This window comes from Centipeda noxia ATCC 43541 (assembly GCF_000160555.1).
GTDB lineage: Bacteria > Bacillota > Negativicutes > Selenomonadales > Selenomonadaceae > Centipeda > Centipeda noxia.
Genome location: NZ_GG749279.1, coordinates 355,472 through 378,521, shown reverse-complemented (window position 1 = coordinate 378,521; position 23,050 = coordinate 355,472). Strand labels below are relative to the sequence as shown.

Genomic DNA, 23,050 nt, shown 5'->3' with positions numbered 1-23,050 from the left:
GCTATAGGCACAAGGATTCCAAGATATTTTGTCGAATGCTTTTGTCGTATGGAACGAATAGAGGAACTTAGGAGGATATGTATGCAAAGTTTCGAAATTGAACTGGGCGGCCGGAAACTTGTCATAGAACACGGAAAAATGGCAAAGCAGGCAAATGGTGCTGTCTTGGTTCGCTATGGGGACACTGTTGTCTTGGTTACCGCGACCGCTTCCAGTGCGCCGAGAGAGGGGGTTGACTTCTTTCCGCTGACGGTGGATTACGAAGAGAAAATGTATGCGGTGGGCAAGATTCCTGGAGGCTTTATTAAGAGAGAGGGGCGCCCCAGCAATGATGCAATCCTCTGTGCTCGTCTGATTGACCGCCCTATTCGCCCTCTTTTTCCTGATGGTTTCCGCAATGATGTTCAAATTGTCGCGACAGTTCTCTCTGTTGAACAGGACAATCCTCCGGAGATTGCCGCGATGATCGGTGCCTCTTGTGCACTCACCGTATCGGATATTCCTTTTATGGGACCGATTGCAGGCGTGCGTGTTGGTTATATTGATGGCGAATTCATCATCAACCCGACGGAACAGCAGCGTTCGGTTTCGGAGCTGAATCTCGCGGTAGCGGGATCCTATGATGCGGTCATGATGGTGGAGGCGGGGGCAAACGAACTTTCTGAAGAAGTTGTTCTTGATGCGATTCTATTCGGTCATGCTGAAATCCGCCGTCTTGTAGAGTTCCAGCAGAATATCAGGAATACTTGCGGGAAAGAAAAGATTATTCCCTCAATTTTCACCCTTTCTGAGGAACTGGAATCCAAGGTACGTTCCTATGCAGAGGAACGGCTTGATGCCGCAACGCGGAACAGCGATAAACTGGCACGTGATGCAGATATTGCAGGTATCAAAGCAGAAGCTATTGAATATTTTGTTGAAGAATATCCGGATGCTGCAAAGGAAATCGCACAGATTCTTTATAAAATTGAAAAGGGAATTGTTCGGCATATGATTACCCATGAAAAGATCCGACCGGACGGACGTGCCCTTGACGAGATACGGCCTGTGAGCTGTGAGGTTGGGATCTTGCCGCGTGCACATGGCTCTGGTCTCTTCACCAGAGGTCAGACACAGGTGCTCACCGTTACCACACTCGGCTCGATTGGAGACGAGCAGATTATCGACGGCCTTGGTTCAGAGACAACGAAGCACTATCTTCATCAATATAACTTCCCGGGCTATAGTGTCGGTGAGGCTCGTCCCATGCGCAGCCCCGGACGTCGGGAAATCGGGCATGGCGCTCTGGCGGAGCGTGCACTTTTTCCGATGATTCCATCAATTGAGGAATTTCCCTATACCATACGCCTAGTATCCGAGATCCTTGAGTCGAACGGCTCGAGTTCGATGGGGAGCATTTGTGGGAGCACATTGTCGCTCATGTGTGCGGGCGTTCCAATCAAGCGCCCTGTGTCCGGCATTGCCATGGGGCTTGTGCGTGATGGGGATAACTACTCTATTCTTACAGACATTCAAGGGATGGAGGACGCTCTCGGTGACATGGACTTCAAGGTTGCCGGCACATCCAAGGGAATTACGGCAATTCAGATGGACATTAAGATTGCTGGGATTACGCGAGATATTCTCGCTGCAGCTCTGGCACAGGCAAAACAGGGGCGTGCGTTCATTCTTGGGAAAATGCTGGAATGCATCGATAAACCGGCAGAAGAACTCTCACCGTATGCACCGCGTGTAGAGACCATTACCATCGACGTTGACAAAATTCGCGATGTCATTGGAACGGGGGGCAAGGTTGTACGAAAAATCATTGATGAAACGGGTGTCGATATTGACATCCATGAGGATGGAAATATCTTCATTACGTCGCCGAATACGGAGGCAATGGACCGTGCCCGCAAGATGATTGAGGATATCGTACGTGAAGTCGAGGTTGGCGAGGTATATACAGGGCGTGTCACTCGCTTCCTAAAATTTGGTGCATTCGTTGAACTTTTGCCCGGCAAAGAGGGACTTTGTCATATCTCACAGCTTGCAAAACATCGCGTAGAGAGCGTCGAGGATGTTGTAAAGATTGGCGATCAGCTCGAGGTCAAGGTCATTGAAATTGATGAGAAGGGACGCATCAACGTCAGTCATAAGGCACTCCTCTGATGATTCAGGTCTACACCGGGAACGGTAAAGGAAAGACAACGGCTGCAATCGGTCTTGCTATACGTGCTCTTGGCGCCGGACATCGTGTGTTCATGATGCAGTTTATGAAGGGGCTTGCTTATAGTGAGCAAGGCATCTTGCGTGAAATGTCCAACATGACGCTTGAAACCAGCGGAAAACCGTTCTTTGTCGCAGAAGAGGGGATGATGGATGAAAAAGCGAGGGAGCTGTTGGGAGAGGATGTCGTTATCTTTTCCAAAGGGAAGCCGCCTGCAGATTACGTTTCCTTGCTTACATCCGGTTTCAATCGTGTGATGGATGTAGTCGCTAAACAGAAGGCAGATCTTGTCATTCTGGATGAGATCAATATTGCTCTTTCTTTTGGGCTGATACAGAGAACGCAGATGGAGAAATTGCTGCAAATCCTTCCTGCTCAAACGGAACTTGTCTGCACAGGAAGGAATGCTCCTGAATGGTTGCTTAACCGCGCAGATCTTATCACAGATATGCGAGAAGTACGCCACTACTACGAACAGGGCATTTTTGCGCGTAAGGGAATTGAGAATTAAAGGAGGAATTTAAATGAAGTCAATGATTAGGGATATCAAACTTGCGCCGTCCGGTCACGCAAAAATTGACTGGGTCAAGCGCTTTATGCCGGTGATGGCAGCTGCTGATAAGGAGTATTCAGTAACGAAGCCGTTTGCCGGGATCAAGATGGTCATCACACTGCATCTTGAGGCAAAGACCGCCTATATGGCGACAATTTTCAAGCATGCCGGTGCAGAGGTCGCTGTTACGGGCAGCAATCCTCTATCCACGCAGGATGACGTTGCAGCAGCTCTTGTGGAAGAAGGCATTCATGTCTTTGCGTGGCATGGCTGCACGGAAGAAGAGTACTCTGTATTCCTCAACAAGGCGCTCGATATTCAGCCGGATATTGTCATTGATGACGGCGGTGATCTGGTTGATATGCTACATACGACCCGTCGGGAACTTCTCCCGGCCCTTATTGGCGGCTCAGAGGAGACAACGACGGGAGTGCACCGTCTCAAGGCGCTGGAGCGTCATGGCAAACTTGAGTTCCCGATGATTGCGGCAAATGATGCATACTGCAAATATCTCTTCGATAATCGCTATGGTACCGGTCAGTCCACGTGGGACGGCATCATGCGTACAACGAATCTTGTTATTGCTGGCAAGACTGTTGTCATTGCCGGCTATGGCTGGTGCGGCAAGGGCGGTGCTATGCGTGCACGCGGCCTTGGCGCCAATGTTATTATCACGGAAGTGGATCCGATCAAGGCAATCGAGGCTGTTTTTGATGGTTTCTATGTCATGCCGATGGATGAGGCCGCAAAGGTTGGCGATATATTCCTGACACTTACGGGCAACAAGGACATCCTTTGCAAGCGCCACTTTGATGTAATGAAGGACGGCGCTATGATGGCTAACTCCGGCCACTTTGATGTCGAAATCAACATTCCGGAGCTGACGGCATGCTCTGTATCCAACGAAGTCGTACGGGATAATATCAGAGAGTTCGTTCAGCCGGATGGGCGCCGCCTTTATCTCTTGGCAGAAGGCCGGCTGGTAAACCTTGCAGCGGGAGACGGGCATCCCGCGGAGATCATGGATCTTTCGTTCGGCGTGCAGTTCTTCTCCGCGCTTCATCTCGTACGGCACGGAAAAGAGATGAAGAAGGGGGTTCATCTCATGCCGGATGAGATTAATGTTGAGATTGCCAATATTAAGCTGAACTCTCTTGGTGTTTCCATCGATGAGCTGAGTGCGGAACAAAAAGAATATCTCGGCTTGGCATAGGAGAGACTGCATTGAATACGCTGATCAAGAATGTCACTGCACTTTTGCCTGATGGGGCAGTATCTGTTGTCAATATTGCTGTTGCCGATGATCGCATCGTATCCGTAGGAGAGACGCCGGAGAATTTCCAAGCGGAAAAGATTATTGACGGAACTGCCCATTTTGCGATCCCCGGATTTGTTAATGCCCATACCCACGCATCTATGACCCTCCTGCGCAGCTATGCAGATGATATGAAACTGATGGATTGGTTGGAGCAGATGATCTGGCCAATCGAAGCAAAGCTGCGCTCTGATGATATTTACTGGGGGGCAATGCTTGCCGCTGTTGAGATGATCCGTAGCGGAACGACGGCTTTTGCTGACATGTATGGACCGGATATGGAGCGTGTTGCCGAGGTCGTTGAGACCTCCGGGCTGCGTGGCGTACTTTCAAGAGGTCTTATCGGCGTTGCGCCGGACAGTGAAAAAAAGTTGGAAGAAAACGCTGCACTTTATAAAAATTTCCACGGCGCAGCAAATGGGCGTATTACCGTTATGTTTGGTCCTCATGCTCTTTATACTTGTCCGCCGGATTATTTAAGGAAGATTGCCGCGAAGGCGCAGGAACTTGGAGCAGAAGTCCACATTCATATGTCGGAAACTATGGGTGAGGTTGAGAACTGCATCAAGGAGTATGGGAAACGGCCATTTGCACATGTTGCCTCCACAGGACTGTTCGATAACGGTACGCTTGCCGCGCACTGCGTGCATTTGGACGATGAGGATATCGATCTCATCAAGGAGTACCATATTCGCGTCGCTCACAATCCGGGCAGCAATATGAAGCTCGCCAGCGGAACGGCTCCCGTTCCTCGTTTGCTGGAGGAGGGCATCTGTGTTGCCCTCGGTACGGATGGTACTTCCAGCAACAATAATCTGGATATGCTGGATGAGGTTCAGCTTGTTGCGCTGCTGCATAAGGTGCACACGCTCGATCCTCTTGCCGTCCCGGCACTCACTGCGGTTAAGATGGGGACAGAATACGGCGCGCAGGCGCTTTCTCTCCATGATGTCGGCCGCCTGCAGGTCGGGAATAAGGCGGATATTGTACTCTTCTCCATGCACGGAGCAGCATGGACGCCATGCTATAATCCCGTATCACTCCTCGCATATTCTGCAAAATCCACGTCTGTTAATACAGTGATGGTGGATGGCAGAATCCTTATGGAAAATGGTGAACTTAAGACCTTGGATGAAGAGCGCATCCTCTTTGAAGCGCAAAAAGTTGCAGATCGCCTGACAAAATAGTATACTGGTGTACCGTAGACAAAGATGATTTTATTTGCTATGCCTCCGCTCTATCAGAGTGGAGGCATACTGTGATATGGAGGGATTCTTTTTGGGAAAGAAAAGTTCTGGTCGACAAACGTCGCTGTCTGTTTCCACTAAACGGAGGAGTACGACGCCAAACGGATCAGGACGTGAGTATGAACTCATTGGACTTACCCTTCTTGCGTTTGCCCTCATTTCAGGCGTTGGCTTGCTCGGATTAAATGTTGGATATGTTGGATTTTTCTTTGCTGATCTCTTCCGCTATCTATTCGGCTGGGGAGCACCATTTGCTGTTTTAATCATCGCACTTATCAGCATGCAGTATATTATCCATCATCGCGGTCTGCTCTATACAAAAAAATTTTTTGGTGTCATCGGTTTGTTTGTTTCACTTCTAGCCATGTGGCATCACTTTGTAATTCCTGTTGATGAGGAAATACTTCCGCAGAGTCTTCCAAATGGCGGTGGATTGATTGGTGGCGGGGTCCTTTTCTTACTGCGCTCTTGTTTTGGTGTTGATGGGGCTACTATTCTGCTGAGCACTATTATTGTCGGATCGCTTCTTTTGGCGACTACATGGTCGCTTGCCTCCGGTTATTTCAAAACAAAAGAACAAGCAAAGAGAGGGGCAAATGCAGCAGGTGCAGCGCTTCAAACAACGCGTGAAAAAGTGAGTGTAGCGGCAGAGAAGATTGAAACGAAAACGACAGCGATCATTCAGGATACACTCTCTTCTGTTCCGTATAATCAGGCAAATGATCCTATGTTTGCGGAGCAAAAAAATAAGTCTATATCTCTCGAACAGGAAGAGGTTCTGGAATCCTCCGCTCCCGAACTAAAAGCACAATCTGTTCCAAACGAAGAAAATGAAGTAAGTGAAACAGAGTCCGTGCGGGGGACGTGCGAGCAGTTCGTCTCAGAAGAGACAAAGATTCTTGCCGATGAAAAGGACGCTGCTTCTGTGTCGTTCCCATTTGACTATGAAAGAGAATTGGAAACACAGGAGAACGAGCTGGTCATTCCTGTGGAACAGACTCCTGTTATGATGGACGAGCACGCATCTGCAAAGGAGGAAGAGATCGACGATGCCCCGCAGAATATGGATGTAACAGCGCCTCCAACAGTCCCCTTCGTAGATGAGTCAGGAGAGCATCCCTATGAGCTTCCCAAAGTCACCCATATTCTTTCCAAACATATCAAGAAAGAGAACGGAACTTTGGCACAGGAAATCAAGGAAAATGCACATGTTTTACAGCAGACACTCGAGAGCTTCCATGTGAATGCAAAGGTTATCAGTTTCTGCCACGGTCCTGCAGTAACGCGTTACGATCTGGAACCTGCGCCTGGTGTCAAAGTTAGTAAAATTACCAATCTTGCCGAAGATATTGCCTTGCAGCTTGCAACCTCATCTGTTCGTATCGAACCCGTACCAGGAAAGGCAGCAATCGGTATCGAGATTCCAAATCGTACATTGGAGAGTGTTCAGCTTCGAGAGGTTTTGGAGAATCCACAGTTTCAAGAGGCGTCATCTAAACTTACAGTCGGATTGGGGATGGACATCAGTGGACAGGCGATCTTTGCGGATATTGGAAAAATGCCGCATCTTTTGGTTGCAGGTGCAACAGGATCGGGTAAATCTGTGTGCATTAACACCTTGATCTCAAGCATTTTGTTCAAGGCAACACCAGATGAAGTAAAATTCATTCTGATTGATCCTAAGATGGTTGAACTCTCCAATTACAATGGTATTCCGCATCTGATGGTTCCCGTTGTGACCGATCCCAAAAAAGCCTCTTCCGTACTGAATTGGGCTGTACAGGAAATGGAGAAGCGTTATTCTATCTTTGCGACACACGGTGTTCGTGATATAAAGTCCTTCAATCGTCGCTATCCGGAAGAAAATATCCCACTCATCGTTATTGTTATTGATGAGCTGGCAGATCTTATGATGGTTTCGCCTAAGGATGTGGAAGACGCTATCTGCAGAATTCTGCAAAAGGCACGCGCGGCAGGAATCCATATGATTCTTGCTACACAGCGGCCGTCAGTCAATGTTATTACGGGCATTATCAAGGCGAATCTTCCATCCAGAATTTCATTTGCGGTATCTTCTCAGGTGGACTCTCGTACTATATTGGATCGTGGGGGAGCGGAAACTCTGCTTGGGAAGGGAGATATGCTCTTTTCACCGCAGGGAGCGTCCAAGCCGATACGAGTGCAGGGGGCATTCATCAGCGATGAGGAAGTTGAAATGCTCCTTGACTATATACGATCGCAAGGTCATGAGATCAGTGAAAATGAAGAATTGATTGACTTTATGGAGAGTGAGACGGCAGAAGATGATAATGCAGAGGAAGATGGTGGGCAGATCAAGTATGATCAGCTCCTCCCCGATGCAGTAGAAATTGTCATGTCTACGGGACAGGCATCTACATCGAATATTCAGCGCAGACTCAGTGTGGGGTATACAAGAGCAGCACGCCTAGTCGATACAATGGAGGAACTGCGTATTATCGGTGCCAGCGCCGGCGGCAATAAGCCGCGAGAAATCCTCATGACATCGGAACAGGCAAAAGAATTGGTAAAAAGTCTCATATAAGAAGTATTGGTATATCATGTATACTAGTTCTAAGCCTTGGGATTTCTATATTTTTTCTTGATTTTATGCTATACTTACGCACATTCAATTCTTTATGAACACAATTCTAGGAGGGCGATTACATTGAAATACATGACTGGCAATGAACTGCGTGAAGCATATCTGCAGTTCTTTGCAGAAAAAAAGGATCATCTTCGTTTATCCAGCTACTCCCTCGTTCCGGAAAATGATCCTACACTGCTCTTGATCGGCGCTGGCATGGCACCATTGAAGCCTTTCTTTACGGGAAAGATGAAGCCCCCCCACAATCGTATCGTAACCTGTCAGCGTTGTGTACGGACCGGCGATATCGAGAATGTCGGGCGTACCGCACGTCATCAGACCTTCTTCGAGATGCTTGGAAACTTCTCCTTCGGCGATTATTTCAAGAAAGAAGCGATTCCATGGGCGTGGGAATTTTTGACAGAAGTTGTCGAACTTCCCAAAGACAAGCTCTGGGTTTCCATCTATCCGGAGGATGATGAGGCACGTGCCATATGGTTGGAACAGACTGATGTGCTGCCGGATCATATCGTGGCGTTGGAAGATAACTTCTGGGAGATTGGCCCCGGCCCCTGTGGTCCGGACTCTGAGATTTATATTGATCTCGGAGAAGAATGTGGATGCGGCGAGCCCACCTGCGGCATTGGATGCGACTGTGACCGTTTCCTCGAAATATGGAATCTGGTCTTTACGCAGTATGACCGCACAGAGGACGGTGAGTACAATATTCTTGCACACAAGAATATTGATACGGGCTGCGGTTTGGAACGCCTTGCTTCCGTTGTGCAGAATAAGAAAACAAACTTTGAGACAGATCTTCTCTATCCGATTATCGAATATATTTCCAAGATTTCTGATGTATCCTATGGGAAAGACCCCCAAAAGGACATTTCACTCAAAGTCATTGCAGACCATGCACGTTCTGTTGCGATCATGATTATGGATGGAATTCTGCCGTCGAATGAAGGCCGCGGATACGTTCTGCGCCGCACACTTCGCCGTGCAATCCGCCATGGGCGTATGCTTGGGATAACAAAACCCTTCCTTGACGGAGCTGTGAGTGCAGTCGTTGAGATTTTCCGCGATGCGAAGGATTTCAGCGAACTTATTGCAAAACAGGACTATATCAAGCGTGTTATCCATGTGGAAGAAGATCGCTTCGCCTCCACACTGGCACAGGGAATCGAGCTCCTGAATGAAGAGGTCACGCGTCTGAAAAGTGAAAACGAGACAGTTCTTAATGGCGAAATTGGATTCAAACTTTACGACACATACGGTTTCCCGCGGGAGCTCACCGAGGAGATCCTTCATGAGAACGGCGTTACCTTGGATGATGAAGGCTTTAACTGTGAGATGGAGAAGCAACGTACGCGTGCAAGAAGTGCGCGTGCGGAAAATCAGGCGGTTTCTGTTCCTGATCTGTCGAACGTAGATACAGGCAGTCTGATGGAGGATGCCGACGCGACGAAAGCGACTGTCGTCGCAATTTGGCATGAGGGTAAGCTTGTCGATTCGTTGCGTGATGGTGAGACCGCCGGTATTATCCTAAGTACAACACCATTTCATGCAGAGGGCGGTGGGCAGGTCGGAGACGAGGGGAGTCTGCGCAGTGAGCTTGGCTATCTCACTGTCAGCAATACAAAGCGTCTGCCCGATGGAACGGTCTATCATCTCGCATATGTCGAAGAGGGGCAGATACAGCAGGGTGATTCCGTGGAAATCTGCCTTGATACAAAGAAAAAATTATCATCTGCGCGGAACCATACGGCGACCCATCTCCTGCATGCAGCACTCCGGCGCGTTGTGGGGGATCACGTGCAGCAGGCAGGTTCTCTCGTTACACCGGAGCGGCTGCGATTTGATTTCACGAATTTTGAGCCTGTGAGTGAGCAGCAGTTGCGTGATATCGAGGAGCTTGTTAACGAAGAGATTTTGTGCTCAATTGACCTTCATATCTCTATGATGCCGATTGATGAGGCAAAGGCGCTTGGTGCTATGGCACTCTTCGGAGAGAAGTATGGCGATGTTGTCCGTGTTGTTCGTGTTCCGGACTTCAGTATCGAGCTATGTGGTGGCTCCCATGTGACAAACACGGGACAGATTGGCCTCTTTAAGATTGTCAGTGAATCAGGGGTTGCAGCAGGCGTGCGCCGTATTGAGGCGATTACCGGGCGTGCTGCATGTGCATATGCTGCTGAAATGGCACGGACTGTGCAGGAACTCTCGCAGAAACTGAAGACAAGATCGGAAGATCTTGTTGCGCAGATTGACAAGTTCATGACCGAGAGAAAGTCCATGCAGGAGCAGCTGCGAAGCTTTGCTGAGTTCCGTGATAAGGCAGATGCACAGAAGCTTCTTATGGGCGTTCAGGAAGTTGGGGAATTCCGTGTGGTTGTCGGAAAAGCCAATGTCGACTCCATGGACGAACTTCGTAATATTGCGGATCTGACATGTGAGAAACTGGATTCCGGAATCGTTGTTCTCGGGGCTGTTATTGATGATAAGGTCAGCCTGGTGGTCAAGGCAGATAAGGCAGCAGTGAAGCTGGGGGCTCATGCGGGCAATATCATCAAGGCAGCTGCAAAAGCAGTTGGCGGTGGCGGCGGCGGACGTCCTGATATGGCACAGGCCGGCGGAAAGAACCCGGAGCAACTCTCACAGGCATTTGACGAGGCAGTTGCTGTCATACGTCAACAGGCTTTTGCTTAAATCACGTATTGACCTATGGCTGTCACTTTGTTGACAGCCATATTTTTTTAGGGGGAAACCTATGGAAAGCGATATTACAAAACTCCTAAGAAAGAGAATATATTTATCCATCGTATTTTTTCTGGTCCTCGTTTTTTGCGTTTCTTTTATCTTGCTTCATAGAACAGAGCGATCGGGTGATTTTACTGTATCAAATGCACGCCTTGTCTATGAACAAAGCCTACTGCAGGCAGCCAATCCGCTGATTGTCCAAGAAATACATATAGAGGAAGGAGCGCATGTGACGCAGGGAACGCTCCTCGTCACAGTGCAGAATGTATTCTCGGATGAGGAACTGGCTCGTTTGCAAAAGAATGCCGAACTCGCACAAAAGAATGTCGAGCAAATTCGATATGGAGCAGCAGCGGCACCTCAGAATATACCCGCACAAACGGAAGGGCTGGATGCAGCTCGCGCGCGTATGGAGCGCATGAATGAGCTGTATGAGATGGGAGCAGTCAGCGCAGTCAAAAGGAATGAGGCAATTGCGGCATATGAACAAGAGAAAAATGCGTTAACCATGGGGAGTGGACAGAATGTCAGGGTACAGGACCCCAAGATGATTCAGGCGGCAGAAGAGCAATTGAAAAAAGCGGAGGATGCGTTGGTGAAGGCGCGTGACAACACAGGCACCATCGGTCTTTTTGCATCCAGAGAAGGCAATGTATCGCAGATTTTTGTACAAGAAGGAGAACGCATAGGGAACGGGGATAACATTCTTTCTTTGGATATTGTGGAGAATAGCTGGATTGAAGCAGAAATACCGATCGAGGATGTGGATCGGGTTTATTTGGGACAGATTGTTCGATATGAGCTGAATGGTCTGCCTGTACAGGGAACAGTGGAGGATATTGTTGATCCTGACACAGAGAACGGCAATAAAAAATGTGTTCGTATATCTGTTCCTCCTGACATAACAGCAATGGATGAGAAGAACATTGTGTTGTATTTCTCGTCTTGATTGATGTGCGTCCGTTTGTTTCAACTTTTCGTACATATCATTCTGTGCTATACTGTGAACGAATAGGCAAGGTAGGATGGGGCGTTCATGAGAGGGATCTGTATATGGTAAATCAAAAATTGAGAGATGATCTGACCGATCAATTGTGTCGTGCAATTCTTTCATTGGATACCATGGAAGAATGCTACCAATTCTTTGAAGATATATGCACGGTCGGGGAGCTCCGCGCGATGGCGCAGCGGCTTGATGTTGCCCGTATGCTGTATGCAGGAAATACCTATGACGATATTGTTGCACGCACTGGAGCCAGTACCGCGACCATCAGCCGTGTCAAACGATGCCTGAACTATGGTGCGGACGGATATACACTCGTACTTGAAAAAGGGATTGCTGCACCTCTAATCGACAAGGAGAACCGATGATGAAATCTGAAAAGCTCATTTTGGAAACACCATACGGAACACGAGATCTCCTGCCTAGAGATGCTGCGGAAATGCGCCACATGGAAGATATGTTGTCACGTTTGTTTCGGTCATGGGGATATGATGAAGTCATTACTCCGACCATCGAACATTTGGAGACCTTGGTACCACGCATCCCGGAGGAGAATTCCCTCTTTATGCTGCTTGGGAATAAAAATAAACTCCTTGCCCTCCGCAATGAAATGACAACGCCGATTGCAAGACTAGTCAGCAGCCGCCTGAAGGATGCGCCTGTTCCTCTGAAATTGTCCTATCTGGGCAATGTGTTTCGTGTGGAACAGACGCAGATGGGGCGTCAGTGTGAATTCCATCAGGCGGGAGTCGAGCTGATGGGGAGCGAAACTCCTGCCTCGGATGCCGAGATCATTTCGCTGGCGATTGAATCTGTTCTTACATGTGGAATAAAGGATTTTCAGATACACATAGGGCAAGTTGATTTCCTTGATGGTATGCTGGCATATTATGAAGTCGGGGATGAGCAGAGCAAGGAGCTTAAGTCCGCGATAGAATGTCATGATATTGTCCTCATGAATCAGTTGATTGACACATTGCCTCTTTCAGCTAGGGACAAAGAGACTCTGAAGGCCCTTCCCTTATTGAATGGAAGGGAAGACCTCCTCAAACGACTCTATGGCTTTTCGCTCAACACGCAGAGTCTGTCTGCCGTTGACAACTTAGCCGAGATTTATGCACTGATCAAATCCTATGGTTATAAGGATTATGTCTGCTTTGATCTTGGCACCATTCGAGATTTTAACTACTATACAGGGATGGTCTTTGAGGGCTATTCAATTGGACTGGGCTTTCCCTTGTGCGGGGGCGGACGCTACGATCATCTTTTGACCGAATATGGAAATCCCATGCCGGCAACAGGATTTGCTCTCGGTATGGAGAGAATCCTTCTGGCACTTATGCGTCAGGGCGGACAGATTCCACCTGCTTCCAAACATGTATATGTCGGATATACAGATGCTTCCATCAATGAGGCGATCCGCCGAGCAACCGAATTGCGCCGGCAGGGAAAGGTTGCAGAGATCGGGATGAAGGGGCAGTCCTATGAGGAAGCTGAACAATCTCGTGAAGCGCGGGGATATGAATTGCTTGAGTACTTCGGATGAAGCGGCGTATTTATCAGTTTGTACGTGCCCTGTTCGGGCGACTCGATGCGGAAGGGCATAGGTTTGTGCAGTCTTATTTGAGTCCTGTAGAGCAAAGGCTTTTCTATGATATGCATGGAGCAGATCAGTATCACGCAGTTCGTGTCGCGCTTACGGCAAAAGACCTCTATAAAAAGCATGGATATAGGGATTCGGATGCATATATCCTGCTCATTCGCTGTGCACTGCTTCATGATATCGGCCGTGTGAAGGGGACGGCTGATATCTGGGGGAAGGTGCTCGCTGTCCTTGCTTATCGGTTTGTTCCATCTGTGATCCCGTATTTCATTCGATGGAAGGACACGCGTGGTATTTGTGGAAGAGTTGGTATGGCATTCTATGTCTATGCAGCTCATCCATATATCGGGGCAGATAAACTGCGTGCGATCGGAGATGTTCAAGAAGCGGAAATTATTCAATACCATCAAAAAGAAACAGCACCAGAGGATTCTCTGGTGCTGTCCATATTAAAACAGGCAGATGCACAGAATTGAATCAATGGCTCAGTAACCACGCTGCTTGTCTACTACGTTGAGCATCCCAATTCGCTGCGGGAAGATCTGCAAGTTATTGCGAAAGATTTTGAGAGATCGGTCCAAATACATGGGGGATATTGCCGAATGATGCGGTGTGATGAACAAATTCGGTACACTCCACAATGGGGAGTCTTCGGGAAGCGGTTCGGTTGTAAAGACATCCAGGGAAGCACCTCGTATGCGTTTTGTCGTAAGAGCCTCCACTAAGTCAGATTCCTCGACCACATCGCCACGGGATACATTGATGAAAAATGCATTTTCTTTCATCACATTGAATGTATCATGGTTAAATAATTTTTTTGTCTGTGGGGTCAATGGGAGCGTAACGACTATGTAATCTGCACAGGACAATGCATCAGACAGGTAATCTATGGTGAATAACTGATCTACGAATGGTTCTGTGGATGCCTTTTGTTTTACAGCAACAATACGCATTCCCATATTTTTCAGGTGTTTTGCAATCTCTCTTCCAATGCTGCCCAACCCGATGATAGCAGCGGTTTTTCCAAACAGCTCATCCGGCTCGGTCAGGCGCTTCCACGTATGCGCTTTTTGATTCTCCCATGCCTCGATGAGGCACCGACTGGACGCAAGCATTGTCCCCAGGACATGCTCTGCCATGGGGATGCCGTGGATGCCGCGCGAGTTGGTCAGCAATATATCGGACTGAGAGAACGTTTCGTTGGACAGGAGTTTCTCAACACCGGCACTATATGTATGGATCCATTGGAGACGTGGCATTTGGGGAAGATACTTTTCCATATTCATTTGTGCATCATATCCCAATAGAATGTCCACATTGGAAAGGAAGTTATCGGCCTCTGTGGGGCGTGTGCATCTGCATTGACAATGCGGATAGCTTTGATGGATCAGATCTATTTGTTTATCGCTTAATTTCACAAATGATAATATTTGAAGTGTCATCTGCGACTCCTTTTTGTTCGGATGGATTTCCTATATGCTTCTTAAAGAAAGACTATTCGAGATAAGAGCTGAAAATCCTTTTTGATTGGTTGACCTATTATCTGCAACGTGGTAGTATACGGTCATATTAGTTCTTTAACTGACTAAAGGATAAGAGGGGATTACATGGAGAAATATACTGCTGATTATTTAACGATTGCATTGCCAAAAGGAAAGCTGTTCTCTCTGTCCTCACATCTATTTGAGAAAATTGGAATCACAGCAGTCTATATGAGTGAAAAATCGCGTAAGCTGGTAATTTCAAACGATGAGCTCAAGGTGCAGTTCATCATTTCGAAAACTTCAGATGTGCCAACATATGTAGAATATGGTGCAGCAGATATCGGCATCATCGGTAAGGATGTACTCTTGGAATCCGGGCAGGATGTCTATGAGCTGCTGGACCTCGGTTTTGGAAAGTGCCGCTTGATGATGGCAGTTCCGCGCGAAGAGAAGCGTGCGCACCTCATGGACTATGCGCACACGAGGGTTGCGACAAAGTACCCGCATATTGCGGAGCAGTTCTTTGCCCGACAGGGAATGCAGATGGAGTATATCAAGCTGAACGGCTCGATTGAATTAGGACCAATTGTAGGGCTTTCCGAGAGCATCGTCGATATCGTGGAAACAGGGACAACGCTGGCAGAGAATGACTTGGAAGAGATTGCACATATTATGGATGTCAGTGCCCGCCTTATTGTCAATCGCGTGAGTTTCAAGCTGAAATTCAATCGCATTTATAAAATCGTAAATGATTTGAAACAAGTACTGGAAAGCGGGGAAGTCCGATGAATATCGTTTCTGTTGCAGATATCGGTATCAATGCTGCCGAATGTCTGCTCAAGAAAAAAGCATTTGATGAGCTTACGCTGAGCGACCGCATTCGACAGAACAATATGGAACTCTTCGGAGAGGATTTATCTCCGACGACACTCGTCCATCGCATTGTTCAAGATGTGCGACACAAGGGAGATGAGGCGCTCTTTCACTACACAAAGTTACTCGATCGCGTTGATCTGACAGCGGATAACCTGATGGTGTCCGAGGAGGAATTTCAGGAAGCCGAACGCAGTGCCGACCCCAATGTTGTTGCCTCACTAAAGAAGGCCGCTGACAATATCTTCTCCTATCATGAGGAGCAGAAACCCCGTTCATGGATGACCTATCGTGCACATGGTTCGATTCTCGGGCAGTCGGTTCTTCCGCTTTCCCGTGTCGGCATCTATGTTCCGGGGGGGACGGCGGCATATCCGTCATCTGTCTTAATGAATGCGATTCCGGCTCTTGTTGCGGGGGTTGGAGAGATCATTATGTCTGTTCCGACCAAGGATGGAGTCATCAATCCCCATGTCCTTCTTGCCGCTCGTTTTCTCGGTATCCGTAAGATATTCAAAATGGGTGGAGCACAGGCAATCGCAGCGATGGCGTATGGAACAGAATATGTTCCGCGCGTCGATAAGATTACAGGCCCCGGAAACATCTTTGTGACACTGGCGAAAAAAGAAGTATATGGTCATGTTGATATTGATATGCTTGCGGGACCAAGTGAAATTCTGATTCTGGCGGACGACAGTGCATCTCCTGCATATATAGCGGCTGATCTGCTCAGTCAGGCGGAGCACGATCCTCTTGCTTCAAGCATTCTCATTACCGACAACAGGTCATTGGCAGAGCGGGCTATGAACGAGGTGCAGAATCAGCTGGAAAGCCTTCCGCGTAAGGATATTGCAGGAGTCTCAATCGAAAAAAATGGTCGTATCATTGTGGCGGAGAATATGGACCAGGCAATCCATCTTGCAAACATATCGGGACCGGAGCACGTAGAGTTGCTCCTCAGAGATCCGTTCCATATTCTTCCTCGGATCAGATACGCCGGTGCAGTCTTTATCGGGGAATATTCTCCGGAACCTCTCGGAGACTATTTTGCGGGACCGAACCATGTCCTGCCGACGGGCGGAACAGCACGCTTCTATTCTGTTTTGAACGTAGAGACCTTTATGAGACGCACGAGCATCATATCCTACACGCAGAAAGCCCTCGAAGATGTCAGTGATGACATCATTCGTCTTGCCGAAACAGAAGGCCTTGAGGCGCATGCACGTGCAATTCGGATGAGGAGGGGTGAGAATGCTGAACTATCGTGATGGATTGGCATCGATGCCGTGTTATGATACGAGTGAACAGGATTGGCATATCAAGGTAAATGCCAATGAGTCGAATATCGGGCTGCCTCCGTTGGTAGAGGAGCGGGTCATGACACGGCTGTCACGCATCGCGTTTGCTCGTTATCCAAACGAGGAATATGATCTGCTCTGCGAACAGATCGGAGCAGCGTATGGCTATCGTCAAGAAAACGTCATCATAGGAAATGGCTCAAGTGAAATTATAGAAAAAGTGTTTTATGCGTTTGGCGGCGATGATACGCATAAAATCGTCTACCCGATGCCATCCTTTTCCATGTACGGAATCTATGCTGCCGCGGCAAATGCCGCCGGAGTTCCAGTTCCGCTGAAAGACGGCTATACGCTTGATGCAGATATGTTTATTCAGACGGTCAATCAGAACTCTGCATCCCTTGCGGTAATCTGCAACCCGAATAATCCGACGGGACAGCTCATGACAACGGCGGAGATCGAATACATTGCCAAGGAGATATCCTGTGCATTTCTAATTGATGAGGCATATGCTGAGTTCAGTGAACACAGTGTTTTCCAACTCCTGAAAAAATATCCGCATATGATGATTGCACGCACCTTTTCAAAGGCGTATGCGCTTGCTTCGTGCCGTGTCGGCTATATGCTGGCACATAGGGATGTAATCGATATGATTGCAAAGACTTACATGCCGTATCATATGAATGTTCCCTCACTGGTCACAGCGGATACGGTCTTTCAGATGCGGTCAGAGTTTGAGCCGCAGATTCGGATGATCTGTGAGGAACGTGAGCGTATGCAGGAAAAATATAAAGCACTCGATGCTGTGACAGTTTATCCGTCTCATACGAACTTTATCCTGATCCATTATCCGCATGCAGAAGCGTTGAACAAAGAATTTATCAAATATGGGATCGGGGTACGAAGTTTTGGGAAAATGCCCCGATTGGAAAATACGCTGCGTATTTCCATCGGCCGAACGGATGAAAATGATGCAGTGTATCGTGTAATGAAGGTTTTTGTGGAGGGGAATCCATGAGTGAACGTTGTGCGGAAATTCACAGAAAAACAGGAGAAACAGATGTCTTTGTCTCCATTGATCTGGATGGTGCGGGAAAATCCGAGATTGACACGGGGATTGGTTTCTTCGATCATATGCTGACACTTTTTTCCTCACATGGACAATTTGATCTTCGTGTGAAATGTGACGGGGATATTGAGGTCGACGGGCATCATTCTGTTGAAGACATAGGCATTACGATGGGGCAGGCATTTCATTCTGCTCTTGGTGAAAAACGCGGAATAACAAGATATGGTTCTTTCTATCTGCCGATGGATGAAACTCTCGTTTTAGTGTCTCTGGATATCAGCGGACGCCCATTCCTTGTCTATGATTCTGGAGATGCTCCTATGATACCAATGATCGGCTCCTATGATACAGAACTTACAGAGGAGTTTCTTCGCGCTTTTGCCTTTCATGCCGGCATCACGCTCCATGTGAAGATTCTCTATGGAACGAACTCACATCATAAGGTAGAGGCTGTATTCAAGGCACTTGCACATGCACTGAGGATTGCCACAGAAAAAGATGAGCGACTGGGGGATGTGGTTCCATCGACCAAAGGGCTTCTGTAAGAAGGAGTTCATATGATTACGATAATAAACTACGGAGCGGGAAATTTATTCAGTGTTGAGAAAGCATTTGCCGCGTTGGGAGCAGAAGTATGCGTCAGCTCCAACTCCGCAGATATTCTCTCCTCGGATAAAATTGTATTGCCCGGTGTTGGGGCTTTTGGGGACTGCATGAGGCAGCTGAGTGCATCCGGATTGATTCCTGCCATCAAAGAGAGCGTTGCAAAAGGAATTCCCTTGCTCGGCATCTGCGTTGGGCTTCAAATTCTTTTCGAGGGCAGTGAAGAATCCTCCGGTGTAGAGGGACTCAATCTATTGCGCGGTCGTGTACGAAAAATATCCGCACCACATGAAAAGATTCCGCATATGGGCTGGAACGCATTGGAGTTTGCTGAAAATCATAGGGAGAAGGGGTTGTTTAAGGGAATTCCTCAATCTTCGTATGTTTATTTTGTCCACAGCTATTATGCAGTTCCTGAGGATATGTCTATCGTTTCGTCGAGCTGTTATTATGGTGAGAAAATTACAGCGTCCATATCCACTGAAAATATCATGGCGACTCAATTTCACCCTGAAAAGTCGGGGGACGTCGGGCTAAACATCATTCAGAATTTTATTCATAACGGATCGGAGGGAAGTACATGATTATTCTTCCCGCAATTGATTTACGTGATGGGAAATGCGTCCGCCTACTCAAAGGCAATTTTGCACAGGAAACCGTATACAGCACCGAACCGGAGGAGGTCGCTCTCCGATGGGCGAGGGAAGGTGCGGAGTTTCTGCATGTAGTCGATCTTGATGGGGCACTTGCAGGAAAGCCGCAAAACACCGAGGCAATCAAAAAAATCCTCAACAGTATTCAAATCCCCATGGAAGTTGGCGGTGGAATACGCACACTTGAAACCATAGATGCAACCTTAGAGCTTGGTGTATCTCGCGTGATTCTCGGGTCTGCCGCCGTACAGAATCAAGCTCTTGTAAAGAATGCATGTCAGCGGTATGGCAATCGCATCGCTGTTGGAATTGATGCCAAGGATGGAATTGCTGCCATTGACGGATGGGGGGTATCGGGGGGGATTTCTGCCATTGATCTGGCAAAGGAACTTTCCTCGTATGGTTTAGAAACCATCATATATACCGATATATCGCGGGATGGAACGCTTTCCGGTGTTAATGTTGAGGCAACAGCCAAACTGGCATTGGAGTCCGGCGTCAATGTCATTGCTTCCGGCGGTGTAAGATCGTTGGAGGATATTCACTCACTGAAAGCACGGGAAGCAGATGGGGTCATTGGTGTGATTGCTGGAAAATCCATCTATGAAGGAACGCTTTCTTTACCCGAAGCAATTGTTGCTGCTCACTGAAAACACTGCGGCGTTGGAAGGAGAGATTCTAGTTTGAAGAAAACCTTTGCAAAACGTATTATACCTTGCCTCGATGTCAATGATGGACGTGTTGTCAAGGGGACAAACTTTGTCGGATTAAGAGATGCCGGAAGTCCGACCGAGTTGGCCGAACGCTATGACAAAGAGCGCGCAGACGAGCTTGTGTTTCTGGATATTACAGCTTCCAATGAAGAACGAAACACAATGATTGATGTTGTATCCGACTGCGCCTCAAAAGTGTTTATTCCGCTTACCGTTGGCGGTGGCATTCGAAGTACGGAGGATATGCACCGCATGCTGAATGCGGGAGCGGATAAGGTTTCTGTCAACACGTCAGCAGTAAAAAATCCAGATATTATTCGAGAAGGAGCAATGCGTTTCGGCAGCCAATGCATTGTCGTTGCAATCGATGCACGGAGAAATGGTACAGATTCATGGGAAGTCTATATTAACGGGGGACGAACACCTACGGGGCTGAACTGCATTTCATGGGCGAAGGATGTTGTTAAACTTGGCGCCGGTGAGATTCTGCTGACCAGTATGGATGCTGATGGAACAAAGAATGGTTATGACATTGCACTCACGCGTGCTGTGTCAGAAAATGTCAATGTACCCGTCATCGCTTCCGGAGGTGCGGGCAAATTGGAGCATTTCTATGATGTGCTTGCCGAGGGAAAAGCGGATGCCGTATTGGCCGCATCTTTGTTCCACTATGGAGAGCTTTCAATAAAAGAAGTAAAGATGTACTTAAAATCACGAGGTCTGGAGGTACGATTCTAATGAATGTTGACATCTCGATGATTCAATTTGATGAGCGCGGGCTTGTACCTGTTGTTGTTCAGGAAGAAAACAATCAGGTTCTTATGCTTGCTTATATGAATCGTGAATCCCTTGAAAAAACGATTGAAACGGGATTTGCATGGTATTATAGCCGCAGCCGCAAAAAACTCTGGAAAAAGGGCGAAACATCTGGAAATGTGCAGCACGTCCAGGAACTTTCGTATGACTGTGACGGCGATACAATACTCCTCCGTGTCAAACAGACAGGCGTATCCTGTCACACCGGCTCGTATTCATGCTTTAGCGGCCGAAAGCTCTATTGCGCAAGTGAAAACAGTATTGTGCCTATTGAAGCGAGGGATGAAATGTCGCTTACAGAGATCCTGTCTGATCTTTATCAGGTGATTCAGAGCCGCCGGCTACATCCGGTTGAGGGCTCTTATACAAATTATCTCTTCGATAAGGGCCAAGATAAGATTTTGAAAAAAATCGGTGAAGAGACAGCAGAGACAATAATTGCCTCTAAAAATAATATCCGTGAGGATGTACTTTATGAGATGGGTGATCTCTGGTACCACTGTTTGGTACTGCTGGCTTATCATAATATGACCCCAGAGGATCTGCTTGAAGAATTGAAGCGAAGGCATAACGGCGGCAGCTATCATAAGTTTGCCGGAAAAACCGGAATACGTCCGGATATGTAATTTTTCATCATTTTCACCAATTTACTATCCATAATGGTAATTATGGATAGTAAAAGAAGGAGGTGGAAATAAGAGCTAAAAATATGTGAATTTTATAACTTGTCGTTGACAATCATGCTGTTTGAATCTATAATTTAGATGTTGGGTTATATAATTTTTGATTATGATTTTAATCAAGGAGAGTGTTCTTTTATGTCAAAGAATCCGGTCAAAATCACCGAGACTGTTCTCCGTGATGGACATCAGTCATTGGTGGCAACCCGCATGAGAATCTCGGATATGCTTCCGCAGCTTTCGGCACTTGATGCTATCGGCTACAATGCCCTTGAAGCATGGGGCGGCGCAACATTTGACACTTGCCTGCGCTTCCTTGATGAGGATCCATGGGAACGCTTGGATACCTTAAAAAAGCATCTCAAAACGCCGATACAGATGCTTCTCCGCGGTCAGAATCTTCTTGGATATAATCACTATTCCAATGATGTTGTCGAGAAATTTGTTCATAAGGCATCCGAGCACGGTGTCGGTGTATTCCGTATTTTTGATGCACTCAACGACATCCGCAACCTCAAAGTGGCAATCGACTCTGCGCTTAAGTGCACTGAAAAGCCCCATGTGCAAGGTTGCCTCGTTTATACGATTAGCCCGGTTCATTCGAATGAGAGCTTTGTTGAACTCGCGATTGAACTTGAGAAGATGGGATGTCATTCTGTTTGCATTAAGGATATGTCAGGACTTTTGAAACCTTACGTGGCAGAAGATCTTGTCAAAAAACTCAAAGCGGCAGTGAAAATCCCTATTGAACTTCATACACATTGCACCTCTGGGTTTGGTCATGCAACTTACCTGAAGGCGATCGAGGCGGGGGTTGATATTATTGATACTGCACTTGCTCCCTTCTCTAGCGACACTTCGCAGCCATGCACAGAGACGATGGTGGCAATGCTTGAAGGTGAGGAACGTGATACCGGCCTTGATCGTCAGGCGATGACACCGATCTCGAAGTACTTCCTCGGTGTCAAACAGGATCTCATCAAGACGTTTAACCTCAAGGGCTACTTTGATATCAACCCGAACGTGCTGGATTTCCAGATCCCTGGCGGAATGCTTTCCAATCTTGCAAACCAGCTTAAGGAAGCTGGCATGGAGGATAAATATCAGGACCTTCTTGATGAAATGCCTCGTGTACGCAAGGATATTGGGTATCCCCCGCTCGTTACTCCGTCATCCCAGATTGTTGGAACAATGGCGACATTTAATGTTATGAGCGGCGAGCGCTATAAGATGGTTCCGAATGAGTTCAAGGATCTTGCACGGGGTAAATTTGGAAAGACTCCGGTTGAGGTGGATCGTAAATTCTTGACAGAGACGCTCCATATTTCTCCTGATGACATCATAGAGGATTGTTCTGTTGAGGATGCTAAGGCGAAGACCTTTATGGAGTTTAAAGAGGAGCTGAAAGACAAAGGCTATCTCAACCCGACAGATGAAGATGTTCTCTCGTACGCCCTCTTCCCGCAGGTAGCTGAAGAGTTCTTCAAGGCCCACTATAAGCCGATTACTGCTTATGTTAAAGAATAATAAGCAACTCTACAATTGTTTTTAGGAGACGGGTTAGGA

Annotated in this window: 20 protein-coding genes; 19 read left to right on the top strand and 1 reads right to left on the bottom strand. The window is 47.5% G+C overall.

Features of this window, described 5'->3' with window-relative positions; all coding sequences use genetic code 11:
• Positions 1 to 81: 81 nt before the first annotated feature.
• From HMPREF7545_RS03220 to HMPREF7545_RS03175, 10 genes are all read left to right on the top strand, one after another.
• Positions 82 to 2,151, top strand: coding sequence for a polyribonucleotide nucleotidyltransferase (locus HMPREF7545_RS03220; protein ID WP_040571165.1), 2,070 nt, complete (start codon positions 82 to 84; stop codon positions 2,149 to 2,151).
• Positions 2,151 to 2,720 (top strand): cob(I)yrinic acid a,c-diamide adenosyltransferase, encoded by a 570-nt coding sequence (locus tag HMPREF7545_RS03215; RefSeq protein ID WP_006694241.1) that lies wholly within the window; start codon positions 2,151 to 2,153, stop codon positions 2,718 to 2,720. The genes HMPREF7545_RS03220 and HMPREF7545_RS03215 overlap by 1 nt, the downstream gene beginning before the upstream one ends.
• 13 nt (positions 2,721 to 2,733) lie before the next feature.
• Positions 2,734 to 3,975 (top strand): adenosylhomocysteinase, encoded by a 1,242-nt coding sequence (locus tag HMPREF7545_RS03210; protein ID WP_006694240.1) that lies wholly within the window; start codon positions 2,734 to 2,736, stop codon positions 3,973 to 3,975.
• An 11-nt stretch (positions 3,976 to 3,986) separates the two neighbouring features.
• Positions 3,987 to 5,264 (top strand): amidohydrolase, encoded by a 1,278-nt coding sequence (locus HMPREF7545_RS03205; RefSeq protein WP_006694239.1) that lies wholly within the window; start codon positions 3,987 to 3,989, stop codon positions 5,262 to 5,264.
• A gap of 76 nt (positions 5,265 to 5,340) precedes the next feature.
• Positions 5,341 to 7,887, top strand: a complete 2,547-nt coding sequence (locus tag HMPREF7545_RS03200) for an FtsK/SpoIIIE family DNA translocase (RefSeq protein WP_006694238.1) — start codon at positions 5,341 to 5,343, stop codon at positions 7,885 to 7,887.
• A gap of 132 nt (positions 7,888 to 8,019) precedes the next feature.
• The gene (gene alaS, locus HMPREF7545_RS03195; protein ID WP_006694237.1) at positions 8,020 to 10,638 is read left to right on the top strand and encodes an alanine--tRNA ligase; all 2,619 of its coding nucleotides are present in this window, start codon (positions 8,020 to 8,022) and stop codon (positions 10,636 to 10,638) included.
• A gap of 61 nt (positions 10,639 to 10,699) precedes the next feature.
• Complete coding sequence (locus HMPREF7545_RS03190) at positions 10,700 to 11,638, top strand: HlyD family secretion protein (protein ID WP_006694236.1); 939 nt, start codon at positions 10,700 to 10,702, stop codon at positions 11,636 to 11,638.
• A 104-nt stretch (positions 11,639 to 11,742) separates the two neighbouring features.
• Complete coding sequence (locus HMPREF7545_RS03185) at positions 11,743 to 12,060, top strand: YerC/YecD family TrpR-related protein (RefSeq protein WP_006694235.1); 318 nt, start codon at positions 11,743 to 11,745, stop codon at positions 12,058 to 12,060.
• Positions 12,057 to 13,238 carry an ATP phosphoribosyltransferase regulatory subunit gene (gene hisZ / locus HMPREF7545_RS03180; protein ID WP_006694234.1) on the top strand — a complete coding sequence of 394 codons (1,182 nt, stop codon included), beginning with the start codon at positions 12,057 to 12,059 and terminating at the stop codon, positions 13,236 to 13,238. Before HMPREF7545_RS03185 ends, hisZ begins: the two co-directional genes overlap by 4 nt.
• Positions 13,235 to 13,771, top strand: coding sequence for an HD-GYP domain-containing protein (locus tag HMPREF7545_RS03175; protein WP_006694233.1), 537 nt, complete (start codon positions 13,235 to 13,237; stop codon positions 13,769 to 13,771). Before hisZ ends, HMPREF7545_RS03175 begins: the two co-directional genes overlap by 4 nt.
• A gap of 9 nt (positions 13,772 to 13,780) precedes the next feature.
• On the opposite strand, the gene HMPREF7545_RS03170 is transcribed toward HMPREF7545_RS03175, so the two are convergent.
• Positions 13,781 to 14,737 carry a D-2-hydroxyacid dehydrogenase gene (locus tag HMPREF7545_RS03170; protein WP_006696101.1) on the bottom strand — a complete coding sequence of 319 codons (957 nt, stop codon included), beginning with the start codon at positions 14,735 to 14,737 and terminating at the stop codon, positions 13,781 to 13,783.
• A gap of 165 nt (positions 14,738 to 14,902) precedes the next feature.
• On the opposite strand from HMPREF7545_RS03170, the gene hisG reads away from it, so the two are divergent.
• The 9 genes from hisG to HMPREF7545_RS03125 all read left to right on the top strand — a co-directional run bounded on the left by hisG (position 14,903) and on the right by HMPREF7545_RS03125 (position 23,011).
• Positions 14,903 to 15,568: an ATP phosphoribosyltransferase gene (hisG, locus tag HMPREF7545_RS03165; protein ID WP_006694231.1), complete on the top strand. Its 666-nt coding sequence runs from the start codon at positions 14,903 to 14,905 to the stop codon at positions 15,566 to 15,568.
• Positions 15,565 to 16,920 (top strand): histidinol dehydrogenase, encoded by a 1,356-nt coding sequence (gene hisD / locus HMPREF7545_RS03160; RefSeq protein WP_006694230.1) that lies wholly within the window; start codon positions 15,565 to 15,567, stop codon positions 16,918 to 16,920. The genes hisG and hisD overlap by 4 nt, the downstream gene beginning before the upstream one ends.
• A complete protein-coding gene (hisC, locus tag HMPREF7545_RS03155; RefSeq protein WP_006694229.1) occupies positions 16,904 to 17,968 on the top strand; it encodes a histidinol-phosphate transaminase in 1,065 nt (354 codons plus the stop codon). The genes hisD and hisC overlap by 17 nt, the downstream gene beginning before the upstream one ends.
• The gene (gene hisB, locus HMPREF7545_RS03150) at positions 17,965 to 18,564 is read left to right on the top strand and encodes an imidazoleglycerol-phosphate dehydratase HisB (RefSeq protein WP_006694228.1); all 600 of its coding nucleotides are present in this window, start codon (positions 17,965 to 17,967) and stop codon (positions 18,562 to 18,564) included. Before hisC ends, hisB begins: the two co-directional genes overlap by 4 nt.
• A 12-nt stretch (positions 18,565 to 18,576) precedes the next feature.
• Positions 18,577 to 19,206, top strand: a complete 630-nt coding sequence (gene hisH / locus HMPREF7545_RS03145; protein WP_006694227.1) for an imidazole glycerol phosphate synthase subunit HisH — start codon at positions 18,577 to 18,579, stop codon at positions 19,204 to 19,206.
• Positions 19,203 to 19,925 (top strand): 1-(5-phosphoribosyl)-5-[(5-phosphoribosylamino)methylideneamino]imidazole-4-carboxamide isomerase, encoded by a 723-nt coding sequence (gene hisA, locus HMPREF7545_RS03140; RefSeq protein WP_006694226.1) that lies wholly within the window; start codon positions 19,203 to 19,205, stop codon positions 19,923 to 19,925. Before hisH ends, hisA begins: the two co-directional genes overlap by 4 nt.
• 33 nt (positions 19,926 to 19,958) lie before the next feature.
• On the top strand, positions 19,959 to 20,726 hold the full coding sequence (hisF, locus tag HMPREF7545_RS03135) for an imidazole glycerol phosphate synthase subunit HisF (RefSeq protein WP_006694225.1): 768 nt from the start codon (positions 19,959 to 19,961) through the stop codon (positions 20,724 to 20,726).
• Positions 20,726 to 21,430 carry a bifunctional phosphoribosyl-AMP cyclohydrolase/phosphoribosyl-ATP diphosphatase HisIE gene (gene hisIE, locus HMPREF7545_RS03130; protein ID WP_006694224.1) on the top strand — a complete coding sequence of 235 codons (705 nt, stop codon included), beginning with the start codon at positions 20,726 to 20,728 and terminating at the stop codon, positions 21,428 to 21,430. Before hisF ends, hisIE begins: the two co-directional genes overlap by 1 nt.
• Before the next feature lie 192 nt (positions 21,431 to 21,622).
• Positions 21,623 to 23,011, top strand: a complete 1,389-nt coding sequence (locus HMPREF7545_RS03125) for a pyruvate carboxylase subunit B (protein WP_006696104.1) — start codon at positions 21,623 to 21,625, stop codon at positions 23,009 to 23,011.
• Positions 23,012 to 23,050 lie beyond the last annotated feature (39 nt).